Annotated in this window: 23 protein-coding genes and 2 riboswitches; of the genes, 8 read left to right on the forward strand and 15 right to left on the reverse strand. The window is 66.7% G+C overall.

The genetic code is table 11. The features are described from left to right. A partial coding sequence (locus tag A5686_RS01035; protein ID WP_156749885.1) for an FHA domain-containing protein occupies positions 1–419 on the reverse strand: 419 nt, incomplete at its 3' end. 30 nt (positions 420–449) lie between these two features. Further along, the gene (locus A5686_RS01040; RefSeq protein ID WP_067929918.1) at positions 450–1655 is read right to left on the reverse strand and encodes an NADH:flavin oxidoreductase; all 1206 of its coding nucleotides are present in this window, start codon (positions 1653–1655) and stop codon (positions 450–452) included. Between the two features lie 25 nt (positions 1656–1680). Here A5686_RS01040 and A5686_RS01045 point away from each other — a divergent pair, with 25 nt between their 5' ends. Continuing rightward, positions 1681–2526 (forward strand): bifunctional methylenetetrahydrofolate dehydrogenase/methenyltetrahydrofolate cyclohydrolase, encoded by an 846-nt coding sequence (locus A5686_RS01045; RefSeq protein WP_067929919.1) that lies wholly within the window; start codon positions 1681–1683, stop codon positions 2524–2526. Further along, positions 2523–2804: a DUF3017 domain-containing protein gene (locus A5686_RS01050; protein WP_067929920.1), complete on the forward strand. Its 282-nt coding sequence runs from the start codon at positions 2523–2525 to the stop codon at positions 2802–2804. The genes A5686_RS01045 and A5686_RS01050 overlap by 4 nt, the downstream gene beginning before the upstream one ends. Here the strand turns inward: A5686_RS01050 and A5686_RS01055 are convergent. The 5 genes from A5686_RS01055 to A5686_RS01075 all read right to left on the reverse strand — a co-directional run bounded on the left by A5686_RS01055 (position 2801) and on the right by A5686_RS01075 (position 7236). Then, a complete protein-coding gene (locus A5686_RS01055; RefSeq protein ID WP_067929975.1) occupies positions 2801–3328 on the reverse strand; it encodes a DUF732 domain-containing protein in 528 nt (175 codons plus the stop codon). The two genes, A5686_RS01050 and A5686_RS01055, sit on opposite strands and share 4 nt — an antisense overlap. A 276-nt stretch (positions 3329–3604) precedes the next feature. After that, positions 3605–3820 (reverse strand): excalibur calcium-binding domain-containing protein, encoded by a 216-nt coding sequence (locus A5686_RS01060; protein WP_067929921.1) that lies wholly within the window; start codon positions 3818–3820, stop codon positions 3605–3607. 154 nt (positions 3821–3974) lie between these two features. Further along, the gene (locus tag A5686_RS01065) at positions 3975–4709 is read right to left on the reverse strand and encodes a class I SAM-dependent methyltransferase (RefSeq protein WP_067929922.1); all 735 of its coding nucleotides are present in this window, start codon (positions 4707–4709) and stop codon (positions 3975–3977) included. A 2-nt stretch (positions 4710–4711) separates the two neighbouring features. Continuing rightward, positions 4712–5854 carry a homoserine O-acetyltransferase gene (locus A5686_RS01070; protein WP_067929923.1) on the reverse strand — a complete coding sequence of 381 codons (1143 nt, stop codon included), beginning with the start codon at positions 5852–5854 and terminating at the stop codon, positions 4712–4714. Positions 5855–5865: 11 nt separating this feature from the next. Next, on the reverse strand, positions 5866–7236 hold the full coding sequence (locus A5686_RS01075) for a bifunctional o-acetylhomoserine/o-acetylserine sulfhydrylase (RefSeq protein WP_067929924.1): 1371 nt from the start codon (positions 7234–7236) through the stop codon (positions 5866–5868). Positions 7237–7398: 162 nt separating this feature from the next. Beyond that, a riboswitch (SAM riboswitch) is annotated at positions 7399–7520 on the reverse strand. Between the two features lie 151 nt (positions 7521–7671). Here A5686_RS01075 and A5686_RS01080 point away from each other — a divergent pair. Next, positions 7672–9906 (forward strand): NADP-dependent isocitrate dehydrogenase, encoded by a 2235-nt coding sequence (locus A5686_RS01080; RefSeq protein WP_067929925.1) that lies wholly within the window; start codon positions 7672–7674, stop codon positions 9904–9906. Between the two features lie 27 nt (positions 9907–9933). Then, positions 9934–11163 (forward strand): NADP-dependent isocitrate dehydrogenase, encoded by a 1230-nt coding sequence (locus A5686_RS01085; protein ID WP_067929926.1) that lies wholly within the window; start codon positions 9934–9936, stop codon positions 11161–11163. Here A5686_RS01085 and A5686_RS01090 read toward each other — a convergent pair. After that, a complete protein-coding gene (locus A5686_RS01090; protein WP_067929977.1) occupies positions 11156–11953 on the reverse strand; it encodes an alpha/beta fold hydrolase in 798 nt (265 codons plus the stop codon). The genes A5686_RS01085 and A5686_RS01090 overlap by 8 nt on opposite strands. A gap of 173 nt (positions 11954–12126) precedes the next feature. Here A5686_RS01090 and trpS point away from each other — a divergent pair, with 173 nt between their 5' ends. Together trpS and yhjD are read left to right on the forward strand one after the other, a co-directional pair. Next, positions 12127–13146: a tryptophan--tRNA ligase gene (gene trpS / locus A5686_RS01095; RefSeq protein WP_067929927.1), complete on the forward strand. Its 1020-nt coding sequence runs from the start codon at positions 12127–12129 to the stop codon at positions 13144–13146. A 24-nt stretch (positions 13147–13170) separates the two neighbouring features. Continuing rightward, on the forward strand, positions 13171–14208 hold the full coding sequence (gene yhjD / locus A5686_RS01100; protein WP_067929928.1) for an inner membrane protein YhjD: 1038 nt from the start codon (positions 13171–13173) through the stop codon (positions 14206–14208). Here yhjD and A5686_RS01105 read toward each other — a convergent pair. From A5686_RS01105 to A5686_RS01120, 4 genes are all read right to left on the reverse strand, one after another. Continuing rightward, positions 14205–14519, reverse strand: a complete 315-nt coding sequence (locus A5686_RS01105; RefSeq protein WP_067929929.1) for a multidrug efflux SMR transporter — start codon at positions 14517–14519, stop codon at positions 14205–14207. The two genes, yhjD and A5686_RS01105, sit on opposite strands and share 4 nt — an antisense overlap. 11 nt (positions 14520–14530) lie before the next feature. Continuing rightward, a riboswitch (guanidine-III (ykkC-III) riboswitch) is annotated at positions 14531–14601 on the reverse strand. Continuing rightward, complete coding sequence (gene nagA / locus A5686_RS01110) at positions 14593–15726, reverse strand: N-acetylglucosamine-6-phosphate deacetylase (RefSeq protein ID WP_067929931.1); 1134 nt, start codon at positions 15724–15726, stop codon at positions 14593–14595. Its footprint overlaps the riboswitch before it by 9 nt. Next, positions 15717–17069 carry a sugar porter family MFS transporter gene (locus tag A5686_RS01115; RefSeq protein ID WP_067929933.1) on the reverse strand — a complete coding sequence of 451 codons (1353 nt, stop codon included), beginning with the start codon at positions 17067–17069 and terminating at the stop codon, positions 15717–15719. The genes nagA and A5686_RS01115 overlap by 10 nt, the downstream gene beginning before the upstream one ends. Before the next feature lie 5 nt (positions 17070–17074). Then, the gene (locus A5686_RS01120; RefSeq protein ID WP_369829661.1) at positions 17075–18241 is read right to left on the reverse strand and encodes a D-alanyl-D-alanine carboxypeptidase family protein; all 1167 of its coding nucleotides are present in this window, start codon (positions 18239–18241) and stop codon (positions 17075–17077) included. Between the two features lie 310 nt (positions 18242–18551). Here A5686_RS01120 and A5686_RS01125 point away from each other — a divergent pair, with 310 nt between their 5' ends. Next, a complete protein-coding gene (locus A5686_RS01125) occupies positions 18552–18785 on the forward strand; it encodes a hypothetical protein (protein ID WP_067929979.1) in 234 nt (77 codons plus the stop codon). A 6-nt stretch (positions 18786–18791) separates the two neighbouring features. Here the strand turns inward: A5686_RS01125 and A5686_RS01130 are convergent, their stop codons facing one another. Together A5686_RS01130 and A5686_RS01135 are read right to left on the reverse strand one after the other, a co-directional pair. After that, positions 18792–19793 carry an SMP-30/gluconolactonase/LRE family protein gene (locus A5686_RS01130; RefSeq protein ID WP_067929938.1) on the reverse strand — a complete coding sequence of 334 codons (1002 nt, stop codon included), beginning with the start codon at positions 19791–19793 and terminating at the stop codon, positions 18792–18794. Positions 19794–19803: 10 nt separating this feature from the next. Continuing rightward, complete coding sequence (locus A5686_RS01135) at positions 19804–21135, reverse strand: aspartate aminotransferase family protein (RefSeq protein WP_067929940.1); 1332 nt, start codon at positions 21133–21135, stop codon at positions 19804–19806. A gap of 144 nt (positions 21136–21279) precedes the next feature. Between A5686_RS01135 and A5686_RS01140 the strand changes: the two genes are divergently transcribed. Further along, on the forward strand, positions 21280–22191 hold the full coding sequence (locus A5686_RS01140) for a sigma-70 family RNA polymerase sigma factor (protein WP_067929942.1): 912 nt from the start codon (positions 21280–21282) through the stop codon (positions 22189–22191). Here A5686_RS01140 and A5686_RS01145 read toward each other — a convergent pair. Then, the gene (locus A5686_RS01145) at positions 22138–23238 is read right to left on the reverse strand and encodes an alpha/beta hydrolase (protein ID WP_082947405.1); all 1101 of its coding nucleotides are present in this window, start codon (positions 23236–23238) and stop codon (positions 22138–22140) included. The two genes, A5686_RS01140 and A5686_RS01145, sit on opposite strands and share 54 nt — an antisense overlap.

A 23238-nucleotide genomic window follows, 5' to 3' on the forward strand; every position in this document is an offset into this window, starting at 1 on the left:
GGGGCGGCGGCGGGCGGTGCCGGCTGCGCCGACCACGCCGCGGCCTGCGGCGGTGCCGCCACCGGGATGTTCATCGATTCGGTTCGGGGCGGACGCCCGGCCATGCCCTGGTGGCGGCCGACGTCGAAAGTCAGCAGCGGTCCGTCCGGGTTTCCGATGTTCAAGTTCTGGCCGTCGTGGATCTCGACGACCGGCACGCGCCGGCCGTTGACGAAAGTTCCGTTGAGCGAACCATTGTCGATGGCCAGCCATTTGCCCTGATCGAAGCGCAGCAGCAGGTGGGCGCGCGAAATCAACGGGTGGGTGATACGCATGTCCGCTCGCAGATCGCGCCCGACTACTACATCGTGGCCCGCTGCGAAGGTGCGTTCCGATCCTTCGTGATGGACGGTTAGCGCTGGCGGGGCTGGTGCTGACATCGCCACAACTGTAGCTTGCAGCCCTGTGCTTTACCGCTGAGCGTCGGGCGCGCCGGTGACCACGCAGTGTGTTCGGGTGTAGATGGTGGGCATGCACTGGTTGCAATGCGTGCACGCCGAATGCACGTGGTGCTGGGCGCCATCAGCCGCGATTCGGTTGATCAGATCCGGCTCGGCCAACAGCGCCCGGGCCATCGCGACGAACTCGAATCCCTCCGCCATCGCCAGATCCATCGTTTCCCGATTGGTGATTCCGCCGAGCAGAATCAGCGGCATCTTCAGTTCGTTGCGGAATAGCTTGGCATCGCGCAACAAATACGCCTCGCGGTAGGGGTATTCGCGCAGGAACTTCTTGCCCGTCATGCGCATGCCCCAACTCAGCGGCGGCTTGAACGCGCCGGCGAACTCCTTGAGCGGCGCGTCGCCGCGGAACAGGTACATCGGGTTGACCAGCGAGCTGCCCGCGGTGAGTTCGATCGCGTCCAGCCCGCCGTCTTCCTCCAGCCATTTGGCGGTGGTCAGCGATTCCTCCGTGCTGATGCCGCCGCGAACGCCGTCGGTCATGTTCAGCTTGGCGGTCACGGCGATGGGAGTGCCTTCCTTTTCCACCGCACGCCGAACGGCCATCACGATGCCGCGGGCGACCTTGGCCCGGTTCTGCAGCGATCCGCCGAACTCGTCGTCGCGACGGTTGATCAGCGGGGACAGGAACGAGCTCGCCAGATAGTTGTGGCCCAGGTGGATTTCGACGGCGTCGAAGCCGGCCTCGATGGCCAGCCGGGCGGCGTTGGCGTGCCCGGCGGTCACCTGGTCGATGTCCTCGCGGGTGGCTTTCTTGGCGAACCGCATCCCGATCGGGTTGAAGAACCGGACCGGCGCCAATGCCTTGGCCTGGTTCGACTTGGCGTTGGCCACCGGGCCGGCGTGGCCGATCTGCGCGCTGACCGCGGCGCCCTCGGCGTGCACCGCTTCGGCCAGCCGGCGGAACCCGGGCACGGCCTCGGGTCGCATCCAGATCCCGTTGCCCTCGGTGCGGCCGCCGGGGGAGACGGCGCAGTACGCGACGGTCGTCATGCCTACCCCACCGGCGGCAGGCAGCCGGTGGTATTCGATGAGGTCGTCGGTCACCAGCGCTTCGGGCGTGCGCGCCTCGAAGGTGGCGGACTTGATGGTGCGGTTGCGCAGGGTTATCGGACCGAGCTTCGCGGGACTGAAGACGTCCGGAGGACTAGACATACCGGGAGCGTGCCAGACTGTCAGCGTGGGAGCAATCACGCTGGACGGCAAGGCCACCCGTGACGAGATCTTCGTCGACCTCAAAGAGCGCGTGACCGCCTTGACCGCAGCGGGCCGCACCCCCGGCCTCGGCACCATCCTGGTGGGCGATGACCCGGGTTCCCAGGCATACGTCCGGGGCAAGCACGCCGACTGCGCGAAGGTGGGCATCACCTCGATCCGCCGTGACCTGCCCGCCGACATCAGCACCGCGACGCTCAACGAGACCATCGACGAACTCAACGCCAACCCGGAATGCACCGGGTACATCGTGCAGTTGCCGCTGCCCAGGCATCTCGACGAGAACGCGGCGTTAGAGCGGGTCGACCCGAACAAGGACGCCGACGGACTGCACCCGACCAACCTGGGCCGGCTGGTGCTCAACAACCCGGCCCCGCTGCCGTGCACACCGCGCGGCATCGTGCACCTGTTGCGCCGCTACGACGTTGAGATCGCCGGGGCGCACGCGGTCGTCATCGGCCGCGGTGTCACGGTCGGCCGACCGCTGGGGCTGCTGCTGACCCGCCGCTCCGAGAACGCCACGGTGACGTTGTGCCACACGGGAACTCGTGACTTGCCCGCGCTGACCAGGCAGGCCGACATCATCGTCGCGGCCGTGGGAGTGCCGCGCATGCTGACCGCCGACATGGTGCGTCCCGGCGCCGCGGTGCTCGACGTCGGCGTCAGCCGCGTCGACGGCAAGCTCACCGGCGACGTGCACCCGGACGTGTGGGATGTGGCCGGCCATGTGTCGCCGAACCCGGGCGGCGTGGGACCGCTGACCCGCGCGTTCCTGCTGACCAATGTCGTCGAGCTGGCCGAGCGGCAATGACCGCGCGCGCCGTGCTGCGGGCCCAATGGCCAATTATGTTGGTGGGACTGGTATTTGCCACGGCGCTTGCCCTGGTCGGGGCCAATTTCTGGCGTCGCGGTTCGCTGTTGATAGGCATCGGTGTGGGCGTGGCGGCGGCGTTGCGGCTGGTGTTGTCCGAGGACCGGGCCGGCCTGCTGGTGGTGCGCGGCAAGGGAATCGACTTCATCACCACCGCGACGGTGGGGGCGGCGATGTTCTATATCGCGTGGACGATCGACCCGCTGGGCACTCGCTAGAACCTCGGCAGCGCCGGGGCCTGCCCGGGCATCGCGGGTAGTTGGCCTGCCATACCTGGGATTTGGCCCGGAATGCCAGGCAGTTGTCCGGGCATGCCCGGAATTTGCCCGGCCATTCCCGGCATTCCCGGCGGCAAGGCGCCGGACAGGTTGCCGCTGGCGATGTTTGCCATCTCCTCGGGGCAGTACGTCTGGATCGCGATCTGGGTGAACATGCGGGCCATCATCGGTGACATGCCCCGACCGGCGACGCTGGACGCGGCCGCCGCGAAGTTGCCGCCCGGCTGCGACAGCATCGGGCAGATCGATTCCCCGACGGACATCGCGTTTCCGGGCTCGCCGAAGTCGATGCCGGCGTGGTTGAGCGCGTCGATGAAGTCGTCACCGTTGCCCTCCGCCCCGGCCGGCGCAGCGAACGCAGAGGCCACGGTCAGCAGGCCGGCCGCCGCGGCCAGCAGGCGGATGGTGAAGGGCTGACGACGAAAAACCCAGATCCATTGATGAGTTCGTGTAAGTGCCTTCACGCCAGCCTCCCCGTCCGCCATGGAGTGCGTCAGCGGCACTCGAATCACGTAAGGAACTCTGAGCCATGACTGTTACGTTTGTGACACGGTGGGATAAAGGTTCGCACAATAAGCGTTTCGTGAGGTCGCTGCGCCCGCGACATCGGTTATTAGGCGGCCCGGTTGCGCAAGGACGACCGTCAGATCGAGACCACACCGTGATCTGAACGCGGGCAAAAGCCCCGGATTCCCTCGCGCGACATGAACTTGACCCCGAGCACTAGGTACACGCCCTCATTAGCCTTCACAGGCGATGCCGTCGTTGTCCCGGTCCAGCTTGGGTCGGTAGTCGGGGTCACCCTTCGGGATGTTGTACCGGCCGTCCCGGTGGGCCTCGGTGCAGTTCCGATACGGCCCGCTGGCGCTTGCCGCGGGAGCGGTAAAGGTGGCCCCGGCGATAGCGCAGACCGCAGCGGCGGCGACCAGTAGAGCACGAATCACGTTGTCGTTCATCCCATCTAGTGGTGGAATCCATTAGTAAGTCGTCGGAAATGTAGCGTGCCATCATGGCGCTGGACGTGGTTTTGGTCGCATTCCGCGGGTGATCTAGATCACCGACCGGCAAACGCATCCGCAGCGCTGGTTCAAAAGCCGGCAGGAGTAGTAGTCAGACTGCCAGGGTCGCCCGGGTGCACATGGTGACGTAGGGCAGCGCCAGGCCCGTCGAATTCGCCAGCGCCGGATGGGTGGCCAACAGTTGGCGCACCTGATCGAGCGTTTGGGTGCGGACCTCGGTCGGCGAGGTGATGCAATAGCTGCGCGACGCGACAAGGTCGATCAACGCCTGCGGCGTAAGGTAATTCGTCCACTCGACCCGATGATGCGCCAGTTCGGTGAAGGGCTCGGGCAGCGTGACCCGGGTGCGGCCGCCGTCGCCGTCGCTGCCAATGATCTGGCCCAGTTCGCGCACCCAGCCGAGCCTTTCGTCGCGGGTGTTCCACACCAGACCCAGCCGCCCGCCGGGCCGCAGCACCCGCGCCACTTCCGGGATCGCCCGCTCCGGATCCACCCAATGCCAGGCCTGCGCCACCAGCACCACATCAACGCTGTCGTCTTCCAACGGAATCTCTTCCGCGGTGCCCAGCAGCGCCCGGGTCTCCGGCAGCGAGGCACGCAACACTTCGAGCATGTCCGGTATCGGATCGACGGCCACCACGTCCAGGCCGCGTTCCACCAGGCGCGTCGTCAGCTTGCCGGTGCCGGCCCCCAGGTCGAGTACCTGTCGTGCCCCGACCGGCAACAGCCAGTCGATAGCTTCCGGGGGATAGGAAGGGCGTCCCCGCTCGTAGGCTGCGGCCGCAGAACCGAAGGATAGGGAGCGGTCGTGCCGCGACGATGCCACCGTTAAGACGCGCCTTCCCCATTGTTCAAGTCCGCCAACACCAGTGTCTTCCGGATCAATTCGCTGACTACCTCGAATTCGACCAGGAAACCGTCGTGTCCGTACAGGGACTCGACGACGTCCAATTCAGTGCAGCCCGGCAGCAGCTCGGCGAGTTCCTCCTGCAGGCGCAGCGGGTAGAGCCGGTCGCTGGTAATGCCGCCGACCACGACTGGTACCCGGCACTCGCTCAACGCTTTTCGTACTCCACCACGGCCGCGGCCCACGTCGTGGTGGTTCATCGACGCGATCAAGGTCACGTAGCTGCCGGCGTCGAAGCGGTCTACCAATTTGGCGCCCTGGTACTGCAGATAGCTTTGTACCGCGTAGCGCCCGCCGTTGGCCGGATCCTCGCCACCCTGGCTGCCGTTACCGAACCGGTCGTCAAGTTCCAATTCGCCGCGGTAGGTCAGGTGGGCGAAGCGACGGGCGATGGACAGCCCGACATCCGGCCTGCGCCCGGTGTCGTAGTAGTCGCCGCCCTGCCAGTTCGGGTCACGCTGGATGGCCTCGATCTGGATGGTCATGTGACCGATCTGGTCGGCGGTGGCGCGGGCGCTGACCGCCAACAGTAGTCCGGCGCGGACCCTGTCGGGATGGCTGACTATCCATTCCAAAGCCCGTGCGCCGCCCATGGATCCGCCGATGACGGCGGCAACCTCCGTGATGCCCAGCGCCGCCAGCGCGGCGACGTCCGCCTCGACCTGGTCCCGCACTGATATGTGGGGAAACCTGGAGCCCCACGGCTTTCCATCCGGAGCGAGCGAGCTGGGCCCGGTCGAGCCATAACAACTGCCCAGCACATTGGTGGCCACCGCGCACCAGCGGTTGGTGTCGATGGGCGCACCCGGGCCGGCCACGCCGTCCCACCACCCGGGTGTGGCGTGCCCGGGTCCGGCGGGCCCGGTGATGTGCGAGTCGCCGGTCAGCGCGTGCTGCACGACCACCACGTTGTCGCGGTTGGGGGACAACTCCCCCCAGCGCTGGACGGCGATGCAGACATCGTCGATCACCGCGCCGCTTTCGGTGGTCAGTGAGCCGATGCGCACGACGCCGATTTCGCCTTCGGCCGGCAGCGGCTGGGTAGCAGCGTCGGATATCGTCACCGCCGGTGCCCTCAAAACGCCGCCACGGCTTGCGGATCGGTGCCCGAGGCGTGTGCCGCCGCACCGAATTTGCGTGCCGCGGCGAAGCCGAGCTCCAGGTCGGCGAGGATGTCGTCGACGCCCTCGATGCCCACGGCCAGGCGCACCAGCCCGGGGCTGACGCCGGTGCTCAGCTGTTCCTTCGGGCTCAGCTGGGCGTGTGTCGTGGACGCCGGGTGGATCACCAGCGAGCGCACGTCGCCGATGTTGGCGACATGGCTGTGCAGCCTTAGCGCGTTCACGAACGCTTTGCCGACCTCGACGCCGCCGTCCAGCTCGAAGGCCAGCACCGCGCCGGTTCCCTTGGGCGCCAACTTCTTTGCCCGATCATGCCAGGGCGAGCTGGGCAGGCCCGCATAGTTGACCGACACCACGCCCTGGTGGGCGGCCAGGTACTCGGCCACGCGCTGCGCGTTAAAGACGTGGCGCTCCATGCGCAGGCTCAGCGTCTCGATGCCCTGGGCGACCAGGAACGCGTTGAACGGCGAAGCGGCCGAACCCAGGTCGCGCAGCAGTTGCACGCGCGCCTTCAACGCGTAGGCGGGCGGACCGAGCTCGGCGAACACCACGCCGTGGTAGCTCGGATCGGGGGTGGTGAATCCCGGGAAGCGGCCCTGCGTCCAGTCGAAGGTGCCGCCGTCGACGATGACCCCGGCGATGGCCGAGCCGTGCCCGCCGAGGTACTTGGTGGCGGAGTGCACGACGATGTCGGCGCCGTGGGAGAACGGCTGGATCAGGTATGGCGTGGCGATGGTGTTGTCGACGATCAGCGGGACACCGTTGGCGTGTGCGACCCGCGCGACGCCGGGGATGTCCAGCACATCGATCTGCGGGTTGGAGATCGTTTCACCGAAGAAGGCTTTGGTGTTCGGCCGGACCGCGGCCTGCCACGAATCCAGGTCGTCGGGGTCCTCCACGAAGGTGACCTCGATGCCGAGCTTGGCCAGCGAGTAGTGGAACAGGTTGTACGTCCCGCCATAGAGCCGCGGGCTCGAGACGATGTGATCGCCGGCACAAGCCAGGTTCAATATGGCGTAGGTCTCAGCGGCCTGGCCTGAGCTCAGGAAGAGCGCGGCCACCCCGCCCTCGAGCGCGGCGACGCGCTGCTCGACGACGTCGGTGGTCGGGTTGCCGATGCGGGTGTAGATGTTGCCCGGCACTTCCAGCCCGAACAGGGCGGCGGCGTGCGTGGTGTCGTCGAAGGTGTACGACGTGGTCTGGTAGATCGGCAGGGCTCGGGCGCTGGTGGCGGTGTCCGGTTGCTGGCCGGCGTGCACCTGCTTGGTCTCGAACGACCAATTTGCGGTCGGGTCGGCGTCGTGATCGGCGTTGTCGGAGGTCACGGGTTTTGCTTTCTGCTGGTAGGGAATCTGCTGATCGACGGCCGGGACGCCGGGATGGGCGTCATCCGGCGCGGTGGGTTAGCAGCGACACACGAAGAGACGCGGAAAGCCCAGGAGAATGCACATCACGTTGCCCTGTCTACTCAGGGGCCCGTCATGGCGGACCCGCGCTTGCCGGATAGCCGGTTGTGTGGCTACTCAACCTGGTCATCACCCGGGGCACCCCACCGCGGTTGGAGGGTTGCCGGCCAGCAAGCCGGGGCTTGATGCTGGCGCTCATGACCAATACGAAGGTTATCTTACTGTGCCGAGTCGGTGCCAACTATCGCGGTGCACCTGCAGCTCGACACCTGTCCAAACACCCTTGATAACGTGGCAGTCAGAACGCTGAGCCCCCAAAATTTCAACCCCATCATTGCCGCCGGGAGAGGGATCGTGAGCGCCGAACAGCCGACCGTCATCTACACACTGACCGACGAAGCGCCGCTGCTGGCGACGTACGCGTTCCTGCCGATCGTGCGCGCCTTCGCCGAGCCGGCGGGCATCGAGATCAAGACCAGCGACATCTCCCTGGCCGCCCGGATTCTGGCGGAGTTCCCCGATCATCTGACCGAAGAGCAGCGGGTACCGGATAACTTGGGTGAACTCGGCCGGCTGACAGAGCTCGCCGACACCAACATCATCAAGCTGCCGAACATCAGCGCCTCGGTTCCCCAGCTGATCGCCGCCGTCAAGGAGCTGCAGGGCAAGGGATACAAAATCCCGGACTTTCCGCAAAGTCCAAAGACGGACGAGGACAAGGAGATCCGCGCACGCTACGCCAAATGCCTAGGCAGCGCTGTCAACCCGATACTGCGACAGGGCAATTCGGACCGACGTGCGCCCAAGGCCGTCAAGGAATATGCCCGCAAGCACCCGCACAGCATGGCGGATTGGTCACCGGCCTCGCGCACTCACGTCGCGACGATGCGTTACGGCGACTTCTATCACGGTGAGAAGTCGATGACCTTGGACCACGCGCGCAACGTGAAGATGGTGCTGGAGACCAAGGGCGGACAGACCCTCGAGCTCAAGGGAAAGGTCGAGCTGCGCGACGGCGACGTCATCGATTCCATGTTCATGAGCAAGAAGGCCCTGGTCGAGTTCTACGAGGAACAGATGCAGGACGCCTACGAGACGGGTGTGATGTTCTCGCTGCACGTCAAGGCGACGATGATGAAGGTGTCGCACCCCATCGTGTTCGGCCACGCCGTCAAGATCTTCTATAAGGACGCCTTCGCCAAGCACCAGGAGCTCTTCGACGAACTCGGCGTCGACGTCAACAACGGGTTGGTCGATCTCTACAACAAGATCGAGTCACTGCCCGCGTCGCTGCACGAGGAGATCATCCGAGACCTGCACGCCTGCCACGAACATCGCCCCGAGCTGGCCATGGTCGATTCCGCCAAGGGCATCACCAACTTCCATTCGCCCAGCGACGTGATCGTGGACGCGTCGATGCCGGCGATGATCCGCGCGGGCGGCAAGATGTGGGGCGCCGACGGGCGGCAGAAGGACACCAAGGCCGTCAACCCCGAGTCCACCTTCTCCCGTATCTACCAAGAGATCATCAACTTCTGTAAAACCCACGGACAGTTCGACCCGACGACCATGGGCACCGTGCCCAACGTCGGCCTGATGGCGCAGCAGGCCGAGGAGTACGGCTCGCACGACAAGACGTTCGAGATTCCGGAGGACGGCGTCGCCAACATCGTCGACCTCGACAGCGGGGAGGTGCTGCTGACCCAGAACGTCGAGGAGGGTGACATCTGGCGCATGCCCATCGTCACGGATGCGGCGATCCGCGACTGGGTCAAGCTCGCGGTCACCCGGGCGCGCAACTCCGGCATGACGGTGGTGTTCTGGCTGGACACCGAGCGGCCGCACGAGGTCGAGCTGCGCAAGAAGGTCAAGGCCTACCTGAAGGAACACGACACCGAGGGCCTGGAGATCCAGATCATGCCGCAGGTGTGGGCCATGAGGTACACGATCGAGCGCGCGATGCGCGGCCAGGACACCATCGCAGCGACCGGCAACATCCTGCGCGATTACCTCACCGACCTGTTCCCGATCATGGAGCTGGGCACCAGCGCCAAGATGCTGTCCATCGTGCCGCTGATGGCCGGCGGTGGAATGTATGAAACCGGCGCCGGCGGTTCGGCGCCCAAACACGTCCACCAGCTCGTCGAGGAGAACCATTTGCGCTGGGACTCCCTGGGTGAATACCTTGCTCTCGGAGCGTGTTTCGAAGACATCGGGATCAAGACCGACAACGAGCGCGCGAAGCTCCTGGGCAAGACGCTGGATGCCGCCATCGGCAAGCTGCTGGAGAACAACAAGAGCCCGTCGCGCAAGACCGGTGAACTCGACAACCGTGGTAGCCAGTTCTACCTGGCGCTGTACTGGGCGCAGGCGCTTGCGGAATCCGACGACGACGAGTTGCGCAAGCACTTCGGCGCGCTGGCCGAATCGTTGAGCAGAAACGAGGACACCATCGTGGCCGAGCTCGCCGAAGCCCAGGGACAGGCGGTCGACATCGGCGGCTACTACTACCCGGACACAGAGAAGACGACGGCGATCATGCGCCCGAGCAAGACCTTCAATGAGGCGCTAGCGGCTTCGACAGGCTAGACCCCCGAGCAGGAAGCTGGGCTTGACATGGCAGGCGAAGCGAAGGTCAAGGTCAAAGGCCGCGTCGTGGAGCTCGACGGTGATGAGATGACGCGCGTCATCTGGAAGATGATCAAGGACATGCTGATCCTGCCGTACCTCGACATCGATCTGGACTATTACGACCTGGGTATCGAGCAGCGCGATCGCACCGACGACCAGGTGACCATCGACGCGGCCAACGCCATCAAGAAGCACGGCGTCGGTGTCAAGTGCGCGACCATCACCCCCGACGAGGCCCGCGTCCAGGAGTTCAATCTCAAGCAGATGTGGCCCTCGCCCAACGGGACAATCCGGAATATTCTGGGCGGCACCATCTTTCGCGAGCCCATCATGATTTCGAACGTGCCGCGGTTGGTACCCGGGTGGACCAAGCCGATCGTCATCGGCCGACATGCTTTTGGCGACCAATATCGGTCGACCAACTTCGAGGTCGACCAACCCGGGACCGTGACAATCACTTTCACCCCCGCCGACGGCGGTGAGCCGATGGTGCACGAGGTGGTGTCCATCCCTGAGGACGGCGGCGTCGTGATGGGGATGTACAACTTCAAGGACTCCATCCGGGACTTCGCACGCGCCTCGTTGCAGTACGGGCTGAACGCCAAGTGGCCGGTGTACCTGTCCACGAAGAACACCATCCTCAAGGCCTACGACGGCATGTTCAAAGACGAGTTCCAGCGCGTCTACGACGAGGAGTTCAAAGACCAGTTCGAGGCCGAGGGATTGACCTACGAGCACCGGTTGATCGACGACATGGTTGCGGCCTGCCTGAAATGGGAGGGCGGGTATGTATGGGCCTGCAAGAACTACGACGGCGACGTGCAGTCGGACCTCGTCGCGCAAGGCTACGGCTCACTCGGGCTGATGACGTCGGTGCTGATGACCGCCGACGGCAAGACGGTCGAGGCCGAGGCCGCGCACGGCACCGTCACCCGGCACTTCCGCCAGTACCAGGCGGGCAAGCCGACCTCGACCAACCCGATCGCCTCGATCTTCGCCTGGACGCGCGGACTGGCGCACCGCGGCAAGCTGGACAACACCCCCGAGGTGACGGGGTTCGCGCAGACGCTGGAGAACGTCGTGGTGTCCACCGTGGAGAGCGGGAAGATGACCAAGGATCTCGCCATCCTCATCGGCCCCGACCAGAAATGGCAGCACAGCGAGGAGTTTCTCAACTCGATCGCCGAGAACCTGGAAAAGAAACTGGCTAACTAGCCGATGGGTTGGCGCCCCGGCTCGCCGAGTTGCACTCATCGAGGAAGTTGATGATCAGTTCGGTGACGCGCTCGGGCGCCTCGAACATGGGGATGTGTCCGACGCCGTCGAGCTTGGTCACCTGGTGGTCGTCGGGCAAGTGAGTGGTGAAATGCCGACTGAACCTGGGTGCGGGCACAATCCGGTCCTTCTCGCAGATCACCAGGTGTGCCGGGACTTCGTTTTCGGCCAGTTCTTGCAGGCCGTGCAACAGCAGCGACTTGACCAGCAGCTGGAAGTAGGCGGGGCAGTGGGCGACGTCGTCGATGCAGCCGAGCAGTTGTGAGTCGCTGACTCCGTCCGGGGAGGCACTGATCGCGTACGTGGCCAGCCGGCGGCTGAACGGAAGGCGCATCACCTTCGGGCCGAACAGCGCGGCCAACACCAGCAGCGGAATGCCGAGGATGAACTTGGCGATTACCTCGAACTTGGCGGGGCTCCACCGGGTCCATCCGCCGGCCGGGGCGATGCCCATGACGCTGCGGGCCCGACCGCGCCGCTCCAATTCGAACGCGACCCAACCGCCCAGCGAGTTGCCGACGATGTGCGCGGTCTTCCAGCCCAGTTCGTCCATTTGGCGTTCCACGTGGTCGGCCAGCACCGCGGACGACAGGAACCAGGTACCGGCCGGCGGCCCGCCGTTGTGGCCGGCCATCGTCGGGGCGAACACCTCGTACCGCCCGGTGTCGGCCAACAGCCGGGCGACGTCGTCCCATACCGCCTGGGACAGCAGGAACGGGTGCAGCAACAGGACCGGCTCACCCGAACCGAGGTGAATCGCGGGCCGCGTGCCCAAGGTGCTCCCCTTGCTACTCCCCATACCGCCGACATTAAATGCGGTACCGCCGGTACCGCAAGCGAGCGGTGTCCGGGCGCACCCGTCTGTGCAGGCCCAGCGGCTTCCCGTGAAAAGATCGGTGCATCATGAGCACCGCTACTGGATCCCGCCGGATTTTCTCCGGCGTGCAGCCCACCTCCGATTCGCTTCACCTGGGAAACGCTTTGGGTGCCATCACCCAGTGGGTCGCGCTGCAGGACGATCACGAGCCCTTCTTTTGCGTGGTCGACCTGCACGCCATCACCGTCCCTCAGGATCCCGAGGCGCTGCGTCGCCGGACCCTGGTCACAGCCGCCCAGTACCTGGCGCTGGGTATCGACCCCGCCCGCAGCACCATCTTCGTGCAGAGCCATGTGCCCGCCCACTCCCAGCTGGCCTGGGTGCTCGGCTGCTTCACCGGCTTCGGGCAGGCGTCGCGGATGACGCAGTTCAAGGACAAGTCGCTGCGCCAAGGCACCGACTCCACCACCGTGGGGTTGTTCACCTACCCCGTTCTGCAGGCCGCCGACGTACTGGCCTACGACGCCGAGCTGGTGCCGGTGGGGGAAGATCAGCGTCAGCATCTCGAGCTGGCGCGCGACGTGGCGCAGCGGTTCAACAGCCGGTTCCCCGACACCTTCGTGGTTCCCGACCTGCTGATCCCCAAGGTCACCGCCAAAATCTATGACCTGCAAGACCCGACGACGAAGATGAGCAAGTCCGCTGCCAGCGATGCGGGGCTGATCAACCTGCTCGACGATCCCGCAGCGTCCGCGAAGAAGATTCGCTCCGCGGTCACCGACAGCGAGCGTGAGATCCGCTTCGACACCGACGCCAAGCCGGGTGTGTCCAATCTGCTGAGCATCCAGTCGGCGGTCACGGGCGTTGGCGTCGACAAACTCGTCGCGGGTTACGCCGGACGGGGTTACGGCGACCTGAAGAAGGAAACCGCCGAGGCGGTCGTCGAGTTCGTCAGTCCGATCAAGGCCCGCGTCGACGAATTGCTCGCCGACCCAGCCGAATTGGAGGGGGTGCTCGCGGCCGGCGCGCAGCGCGCTGAGGATGTGGCCGGAAAAACCGTTCGGCGGGTCTACGATCGACTAGGGTTCCTTGCGCAACGAGGATGACTTGCTTCCAATTGGAGCCGTACGATGAGCGAGCCGGCCAAGGCGGGCGTATTCGATCGGTTGCGGGCCCGACACGAGTGGATCGATCACGTGATTCGCGCCTACCAACGGTTCGATGAGCGCAACGGTGGGTTCTTCGCGGCCGGCCTCACCTATTACACGATTTTCGCGTTGTTTCCTTTGCTCATGGTCGGTTTCGCGATCTTCGGGTTCGTGTTGGCGCGCCGTCCGCAGCTGCTGAGCACCATCGACGACCACATCCGTTCCCAGGTGACCGGCACGCTGGGCAATCAGCTGCACGAGTTGATGAACTCGGCCATCGACGCCCGCACGTCGGTCGGTGTGATCGGTTTGGCCACCGCCGTGTGGGCTGGACTGGGCTGGATATCGCACCTGCGCCAGGCGTTGACGGAGATGTGGTGGGACGAACAGATCGAGTCACCGGGCTTCGTGCACAACAAGTTTTCCGATCTGCTGGCGATGCTGGGGACGTTCGCGATCATCGTGGCCACCGTCGCGCTGACGACCGTCGGCCATGCCGCACCCATGGCTGCGCTGCTGAGATGGCTTGGGATACCACAGTTTGTCGTGTTCGACTGGCTCTTCTCGCTATTCTCGATCCTGATCGCGACGCTGGTGTCGTGGCTGCTGTTCACCTGGATGATCGCCCGCCTGCCCCGCGAAAAGGTCAGCCTCGTCGATTCGATGCGGGCCGGGCTGATCGCGGCGATCGGGTTCGAGGTCTTCAAACAGGTCGCCTCCATCTATCTGCGGACGGTGCTGCGCAGCCCGGCGGGCGCGGCATTCGGCCCGGTGCTGGGGCTGATGGTGTTCGCTTACATCACGGCGTATCTCGTCCTGTTCTGCACCGCGTGGGCGGCGACTGCCTCCAAGGATCCGCGCCGCCGACCCGTCGCGCCTCCGGCCCCGGCGATCATCGCGCCACGCGTGCAGATGGACGAGGGCCTCAATACCCGCCAGACGCTGACCGCCATGGCGCTGGGAGCCGTTGGTGCGCTGACAGTTTCCCGCATCGCCCGCTTGACCCGCCGCGATCCCTAGTCGACCAGCTTCAGGCCTGCGAGGCAGGCGATGATCCCTCCGATCAACACCAGCTTGATCAACGACGCCGGTTCGTCGCCGATCAGCATCGCGTAGCCGACCGTGAGCACCGCCCCGACGCCGACCCAGACCGCATAACTGGTTCCGACCGGCAGGGTGCGCATGGCGATCGCCAGTCCGGTCATCGAAAAAGCCAGGGCGACAAGGAATACCAGCGACGGCCCGAGCCGGGAGAAGCCGCCGGACTTGTTCAGGGCGCTCGCCCACACGGCCTCTAAGATCCCCGACGCAATCAAGACGAGCCAGGCCATCACTCACCTCCACGGCGCCGTCTTGTCGCTGGCCGGGTACGGGGCCCCTCGTCCGGTGCTGACGGGCTAGATGTTAACAAGCCTCCAACGGTTGGCCGCGCCAGGCGCCGCGCACCATGACGTCCGATACGCCCAGACGTTGATCCAGCACAACAAGATCGGCGTCGTAGCCGGTGCGCAGAACGCCCACCCGCTGCAGCCCGAGTGCCCGCGCCGGCGTCGCGGCGGTCGTCTGCACCGCGGTGGCCAGGCCGGCATCGGCATGCACCGTGCGGAACAGCCGATCCATGGTGGCGGTGCTGCCCGCGATCGTCGATGTTCCGTGCACCCGTGCGACACCGGCGACGACATCGATGGGCACCGCGCCGAGCCGAAACGCGCCGTCGGTGCGACCGGCGGCGGCGATCGCGTCGGTGATCGTGGCGACGCGGTCCGCACCCGCTGACTCGATCACCGCCGCCACCACGTCAGGGTGTAGGTGCACGCCGTCGGCGATCACCTCGACGGTCACTCGCGGGTCGCGCAGCAAGGCCAGCGCGGGGCCGGGCTCGCGATGGTGCAGCGGCGGCATCGCGTTGAACAGGTGCGTGCCCACCGTGGCGCCCAGCGCGATGGCATCCGTGGTCTGTTCGTAGCTGGCATCGGTATGTCCCACCGCGACAACGACTCCCGCGTCCACGAAACGCCGGATCGCGGCGTCGGCGCCGGGTAGCTCGGGTGCCAGCGTCACCATCCGGATCGTGCCGTCGCCCGCGGCCAGCACCGCGTCGATCTCCGCCGCGTCCGGATCACGCATCTGGGTGGCGTCGTGTGCTCCGCAGTGCGCCCGGCTCAGCCACGGCCCCTCCAGGTGGACGCCCGCGACGGCGCCCCGCCCGGTGGCTTCGGCGAGCGCGCGCACCCCGCCCAGCAGGTCGGGCGGCGAGGCGGTGACCAGGCTGGCCAGCGTGGTGGTGGTGCCATGACGCAGGTGAAACGCGGCGGCGTCGTCGATGCCGTCGGCGTCGGTGTAGGAAGCACCCCCACCACCGTGCACATGCATGTCGATGAAACCCGGTACCACGGTGCAATCGGGGAAGTCGAAGTCGGCCGCGCGGGTTGGCGGGCCCGACGCGCACGCCGCGATCCGTCCGCCGGAGGTCTGGAGCCACCCTGGACTGCACACCTGACCGTCGAGCACCATGGTGCCCGCCGCAATCACGGCCATCTGCCGCCGTTCTCCCAGAAGTGGCGGATGTCCTCGAGCTGGCGGCCTTTGGTTTCCGGCGCGTACCGGTACACGAAGACGAACGCGACCGCCGCGAGCACCGCGAACAGCGCGAAAGTACCTGCGCCGCCCAGTGAATGGAGCAGGCTCAGGAAGACGGCGGCGATGATGGCGTTAGCCACCAGATTGGAGGTCAACATGGTGCTCGACCCGATCGAGCGTAACCGGGACGGGAAACTTTCGCTGGCGTACACCCAGCCCAGGGAGCCGAAACCCATGGTGAAGCCGAAGATGAACAGCAAGATCCCGGCGAACCCCACGATCGTGCCGCCCAGACCTCGCCCGAACACCGCCATCAGCACGACGTCGGCGACGATCATCATGGCGGTGCCGCACAACAGGATTGGCCGCCGGCCCACCCGATCGACCAACAGCAGCGCAGCGCCGACGGCCGCCAACCCGGCGACCTGAAGCAGCGCCGGCAGCCCCAACAGCGCGAAATTGCCGGTGAAGCCCATGGCCTGAAAGATGCGGGGGCTGTAATAGATGATCGCGTTGATGCCGGTGATCTGGATCAAGAAGCCGAGGACGACCACGAAGGCGGTGGCCCGCAGGTATGGGGGCCGCAGCATTTCGGAGAAACCGCCCCCGGCCCCGGGCGAGGCCTCGCTCAACGCGCGGCCGATCTCGGCGAGCTCGTCGTCCACCTGCGCGGTGGGCTCGACTCGCAACAGTGCCCGCCGGGCGTCGTCCGTCCGGCCCGCCAGCACGTACCATCGGGCGGTGTCGGGCATCCGAATCACCAACGGCAGCAACAATACTGCGGGCAGGCAGGCCAGCCCCAGCATCCAGCGCCAGCTGTGGGTGCCCGCCAGCAGGTAGCCGGTCAGATAGCCCAGGATCAGGCCACTGACGATCGCCAGCTGATAGGCCGTCAGCAGCGAACCGCGCACCGCCGTCGGTGCCGATTCCGCCACGTAGACCGGGACGACCACCACCGTCACGCCGATGGTCAGCCCCAGCAGCAACCGCGCCGTCAGCAACATCGGCATACAGATCGAGAACGCGGCCAGCAGAGCGAAAGCGGCGTAACCGACCAGGATCAGCACCACCGACCTTTTTCGCCCGATCACGTTGGCCAGCACGCCGGCACCCAGCGCCCCGGCGATCTGACCGATCACCACCATCGTCGTCAGCAGTTCCTGCTGGCGGGTGGACAGCCCGAAGTCCTCGGTGACGAACAACTGCGCCCCGGCGATGATGGACAGGTCGTAGCCGTAGATGACGCCCACGCTGGCCGCGGTCAGCCCGACCTGCAGTCCGCGCAGCGATCCGCTTGCCACGGCGCTCAGCGATGTTGCGGTCGGCGGTTCAGCGAGCGGGCCATCATGATCAGCGTGAACACCACGATGGTGCCGATCACCGCCACGCCCACCCGGATCGGCATGGCGTCCGCGGATGCGATGATCCCGCCGGCCGCGGCGTTATTGGCGAGCGGGTCCGCGGCGTCGTGCTTGGCCGGCGCCAGGGATGGGTCGGGAGCGATCAGCGAGCCGACCTGTGTGCCCTGCGGGGTGGAGAAGCCGTAGTCCAGCAGGTGTGCAGCCTGTTCCCATGGGGCGATCGGCACCCGCGTCCCGTGTAGCAGCACCGCCATCAGGCGTCGCCCGTCGTGATTGGCCGCGCCCACGAACGTCTGGCCCGCGTCGTCGGTGTAGCCGGTCTTGCCGCCCAAAGCACCGGGATATTTGTAGAGCAGCTGGTTGTCGTTCTCCAGCTCATAGCCCGGGTGGTCGCCGTGGCCGGGGAAGTTGAACGTCCGCGTCGCGACGATGTCGGCAAATGTCGGGTTCTGCCAGGCGTAGCGGTAGAACAGCCCCATGTCGTAGGCGGAGGTGCTCATGCCGGGCGCGTCCAGCCCCGACGGCGTCGCGGCCCGGGTGTCCTGGCCCCCGAGCTTGGCGGCCAGCAGGTTGATCTTCTCCAGCGCCTGCTGCATGCCGCCCAGCTGCATGGCCAGCGCGTGGGCGGCGTCGTTGCCGGAGTGCATCAGCAGCCCGTGCAGCAGTTGGTTGACGGTGAAGACGCCACCCTCCTCGACGCCGACCTTGGTGCCCTCGGCGGCGGCGTCGTCGGCGGTTCCGGGGACCGACTTGTTCAGGTTGAGGGCGTTGAGGGAGGCCATCGCGACCAGCACCTTGATGATGCTGGCCGGGCGGTGCCGTCCGTGCGGGTCCTTGGCCGCGATGACCGCGCCGCTGTCCAGGTCCGCCACCAGCCAGGCGTCGGCAGAGACGTCGTTGGGCAGCGGCGGCGTGTTCGGTGCGACGACGATGCCGCAGCTGCCCAGTGCGTCACCGCCGACGGGCCTGGCGGGCACCGCCAACGGGATCGGCGGGTCACCGGCGGTGGGAGCCTCCGACGAGTCCACCGCGGGCGGGGTGTTCACCTTGAACGGGCAGTTCGCCGGCGCGGCGCCGGGTTCGGCGCCGGGTTCGGCCTTTGCGAGCGGCATGTTCGCCGGTGCTGCCAACGTGACCGGGGCGGCCGTTAGGAAAAGTGCCGCTGCCAGGCATGATGCGGAACGTAACAGGGTCATCGTCTGTGCACAGTAAGCGATCGGCGGCTCGAATCCGAGGAGCCGCGCTGTGACTGGTGAGGCGGAAGTTACTGGGCGGTGCCGGCAAAGCGGCGATAGGCTGGGCGCGCGGTCATTTCGAAGCCACCGACCGCACCTGATTTCCAGGAGTTTTGCCATTTCACGCGATCGGTTTTGGTCCGCCTGGCGGCGGAATAGTGGCGGCGCTTCGCCCGGTGTTCGCGCGCTGACCGATCTGCTCAAGCAGGTCGAGAAGGCAACGCAGGTACGGCGTTCCGGGTTCGACCAGGTGTTGGCGGAGCTGACGCTGCACCGCGACGCCGCCACCGACCCGGAGCTGCGGTCGGCGCTGGCATGGTTGTGCAACGCCGTATCGCGATTCGGGCGCAACCCGACCGCCACGCACGCCCGCGAGGTGGTGATGGCCGCCGACGCGGTCAGGCGGGTGCCCGGCGGCTAGCGAGGCTTACAGCGCGGTGGCCGCCAGGTCCACGTGGGCCAGCGCCGAGAAGCTGATCGTGCTCATCCACAGCTTGCCGTCCGCCTCGACCAGGCCGGTGACGGAGCCGAACTCCGGATGCCGGGTGCGCAGGCCGGCGACGGCCGCACCGGTGTCCGGATCGAACGCGACCGCCCAGACCTCTGGCTTGATCTGCGGTTGCAGCCGCGCGGGCAGTCGCCACACCAGCTTGCGGATGATCGGGGCGCGCGGCAGCATCCATTCCAGCGACGAATTCGCTTCGCTCACCATCGCGGTCCAGATGCGCCCATCGGCGCCGGTGGACAGGTTGTCGGGCATGCCGGGCAGGTGCACCGCCAACGGCGTCACCGATCCGGCCTGCGGCCCGCTCAGCCAGTACTTGGACAGCCGGCGCGCCTGGGTTTCGGCGAAGACCAGCGCCGACCCGTCGGCCGTGGGCGTCAGACCATTGGCGAAGTACAGCCCGTCGGCCAGCGTGCTGACGGTGCCGTCCGTGCCGAGCCGGAACAAGCCCCCGGTTGCGCGTGCCTCCACGATGGGGGCGGTGAAGTGCTCGAAATGAAAGTCGCTCGTCGACTCGGTGAAATAGATTGTTCCGTCGGGTGTTTCGGTGACGTTGGAGCAGAATTTGAGCCGTCTGCCGGCGACCGATTCGACAAGCACGTCCAGCGTGCCGTGGTCCGGGTCCAGCGCGAGCAACCCGCGATGGCTATCGCAGATCAGGACGCGTCCGTCGCGGGCGACGTGCAGGCCGAGTGGCCGTCCGCCGGTGTCGGCGACGACGGCGGGTTTGTCCCCGGGCGCAATCCGCACGATGCGCCCGTCCTCGAGGCCGGTCCACAATTGGCCGGCCGCGTCGACGACGACGTCCTCGGGACCGTTGCCGGGCAGCGGGACGACGGTGACGCGCGGCGCCGGCACGCCGGGCAATTCCTCGACCGGCGGTGGCTGCCACCGCACCGGGTTTATACGGGGTTTTTGGGCCATGCCCAGGACTTTAGATGCGCTTGGACTCGTCGGCGAGCACGCTGCGCAGGATGGCTTCGATGGTATCGAATTCGGCCTGGCCGCTGATGAGCGGCGGCGCCAGCTGGATGACCGAATCGCCCCGGTCGTCGGTGCGGCAGTACAACCCGGCCTCGAACAACGCCGCACCGACTCGGGTGAGCAGCGGCCCGCGTTCGTCGTCGGTGAACGTCTGCTTGGTCGCCTTGTCCTTGACGAGTTCGATGCCGTAAAAGAAACCCTCGCCGCGCACGTCGCCGACGATGGGCAGGTCGTAGAGCTTATCCAGGGTGGCGCGCAACGCGGGCGCGTTGGTTCGGACGTGGTGGTTGAGGCTCTCACGCTCGAAGATGTCGAGGTTCGCCAACCCGACGGCCGCCGAAACCGGGTGGCCGCCAAAGGTATACCCGTGTGGGAACGTGGTGGCGCCGTCATTGAACGGTTCGAACAATCTCTCGCTGGCGATCATGGCGCCGATCGGCGAGTAACCCGACGTCATACCCTTGGCGCAGGTGATCATGTCGGGCACGTAGCCGAAGTCGTCGCAGGCGAACATCGACCCGATCCGGCCGAACGCGCAGATCACCTCGTCGGAGACCAGCAGCACGTCGTAGGAGTCGCAGATCTGGCGCACCCGCTCGAAATAGCCTGGGGGAGGAGGGATGCTGCCACCTGCGTTCTGCACCGGCTCCAGAAACACCGCGGCAACGGTGTCGGGGCCCTCGAACTCGATGGCCTCGGCGATCCGGTCCGCGGCCCACTGCCCGAAGGCCTTCGGGTCGGTGCCGAAGGGCTCGGGCGCACGGTAGAAGTTGGTGTTGGGCACTCGGAATCCGCCGGGCGTCACCGGCTCGAACGGCGCCTTGAAACGGGGCAGCCCGGTGATCGCCAGGGCGCCCTGGGTGGTGCCGTGGTAGGCGATCGCGCGCGAAATCACCTTGTGCTTACCGGGTTTGCCGGTGAGCTTGAAATATTGCTTAGCCAGTTTCCACGCGGTTTCGACGGCCTCGGTGCCGCCGGTGGTGAAGAAGACCCGGTTCAGATCGCCGGGCGCGTAGCCGGCGAGGCGTTCGGCGAGCTCGATCGCGGGGGGAGTCGCGTAGCCCCAGAGCGGAAAGAACGCCAGCGTGCCTGCCTGCCGGGCGGCGACATCGGCGAGTTCGGTGCGGCCGTGCCCGACCTGCACGGTGAAAAGTCCGGACAGGCCGTCGAGGTAGCTGTTGCCGCGGTCGTCGAAGATGGTGACACCCTCGCCGCGGGTGATGATCGGCGGCGTGATGTTCGGGCCGTGCCGGGCGAAGTGCAGCCAGAGGTGATCTGTCATCTCGTGTGGAGCCTAGCGCTCGGTTCGATGGCGCGGCTCCTTCCTCGCGCCCTTCGGCGCTCGGCGTCGCCGCGCTCGGTTCGATGGCGCGGCTCCTTCCTCGCGCCCTTCGGCGCTCGGCGTCGCCGCGCTAGGCTCGACGACATGACCTCAGCGCAGCAGGTCAGCGAGTTTGAGTCGCTACGGCCCCATCTCATGTCGGTTGCCTACCGGCTCACGGGCACGGTGGCCGATGCCGAGGACATCGTTCAGGACGCCTGGCTGCGCTGGCATCGGCAGGATCCCGAAAAGGGAACACAGATCACCGACCTACGGGCCTGGCTGACCACGGTGGTGAGCAGGCTGGGCCTGGACAGGTTGCGTTCGGCCGCGCATCGGCGCGAGACCTACACCGGCAACTGGCTGCCCGAGCCGGTCGTCACCGGATTCGACGCGGCCGATCCGCTGTCCGCGGTGGTGGCCGGCGAGGACGCACGGTTCGCGGCGATGGTGGTGCTCGAGCGGCTGTCACCCGATCAGCGGGTCGCCTTCGTATTGCACGACGGGTTCTCCGTGCCGTTCGCGGAGGTGGCGCAGGTGCTGGGAACCAATGAGGCCGCCGCACGGCAGCTGGCGTCGCGGGCCCGGAAGGCCGTCGCGGCCGAGCCTCCACCCAAACCCGATCCGGCGCACAACGAGGTGGTCGGGAAGTTACTGGCCGCCATGGCATCCGGCGATCTGGAAGCCGTGGTGGCGTTGCTGCATCCCGACGTGATCCTGACCGGTGATGCGAATGGCAAGGCGCCCACGGCAATCAACGTCATCCACGGCGCGGAGAAAGTGGCCAGGTTCTTCTTCGGCCTGGCCCAGCGCTACGGCCCGGCGATGTTCACCTCGTATCAGCTGGGGCTGGTCAACGGCGAGCTGGGTGGTTACACGCCCGGCTGTCCCGCCAGTGACGGGTATCGCGAGATGATGCCGCGGATCATGGCGGCGACGGTGCGCGACGGAAAGGTTTGCGCCTTATGGGATGTCGCCAACCCTGACAAATTCACCGGCTCCCCGCTGCGAAGCTGACCCGGCATTCGCGGCGAGCCCGAGCCGCAGCGCCCCGGCCGCCTCGCTCGCGGCCTCGGCGAAACGGCCTCCGAGGCCGACGAAGTTGAGGTATCCGTGCGGCAGGTCCGCCTGGCGGGTCTGTGCCACCGGGATTGCGGCGGCGCGCAATTTGTCCGCATACGCGTCCCCGTCATCGCGCACCGGGTCGAAACCCGCGCTGGCGACGTAGGCGGGCGGCACGCCGGTGACATCCCCGTGCTGCGGTGACAGGCGCGGGTCTGCCGGATCGGTTCCGGCGGGGATGTAGTTGGCCATCACCCAATCGATGTTGCGGGCGGTGAAGGTCGACCCTTCGGCGAACAGGTCGCGCGACGGCCGGCGCGTGCTGAGGTCGGTCACGGGATACATCAGCAGCTGAAACACCGGTACCCCGCCGCCGCACCGCACGGCTTGCTGCGCGGTCACGGCGGCGAGATTGCCGCCGGCGCTGTCGCCTCCTACGCCGATGCGGTCAGGATCCGCACCCAGCTCGGCGGCGTGGCCGTGGGCGTATTCGAACGCGGCGAGCGCATCGTTTGCCGCGGTGGGGAATTGGTGCTCGGGGGCGCGCCGGTATTCGACCGACAGCACCCGCACACCGGCGTGACCGGCCAGGTAGCGGGCGACCGGGTCGTGGCTGAACCGCGATCCCACCGAGAAGCCGCCACCGTGGAAATACACCAGCAGGCCCGACGGCGCGGGCACGTGCTCGGGGCTGTAGAGGGTGGCGGCAATGGCTGCGGACTCGGCCGCAATGGTGATCTCTCGGGTGGCGATGGGCACCGATGATCGGTAGCCGATCAGGTTGGGCAGCTCGTCGTATCGTGCCCGGGCCTGCAGGACGGGACCGTCGAAAACGTCGGAGCCGGAGCGGTTCTTGAGCCGGATGACCAGTTGCGCGTCGAGCGTCATTTCCTGGCCGTCGATGCGCAGCGGCGGACCTGCCAGCATCCGGCGGAGGGGGCCGGGCGCGGCGAACACCGTGCGGACCACCGCCGCCTTCGCGCGAATACTCAACGTAGACAT

Origin of the sequence: Mycobacterium sp. E2479, assembly GCF_001667925.1 — a bacterium.
In the GTDB taxonomy this organism is placed as follows: Bacteria; Actinomycetota; Actinomycetes; order Mycobacteriales; family Mycobacteriaceae; genus Mycobacterium.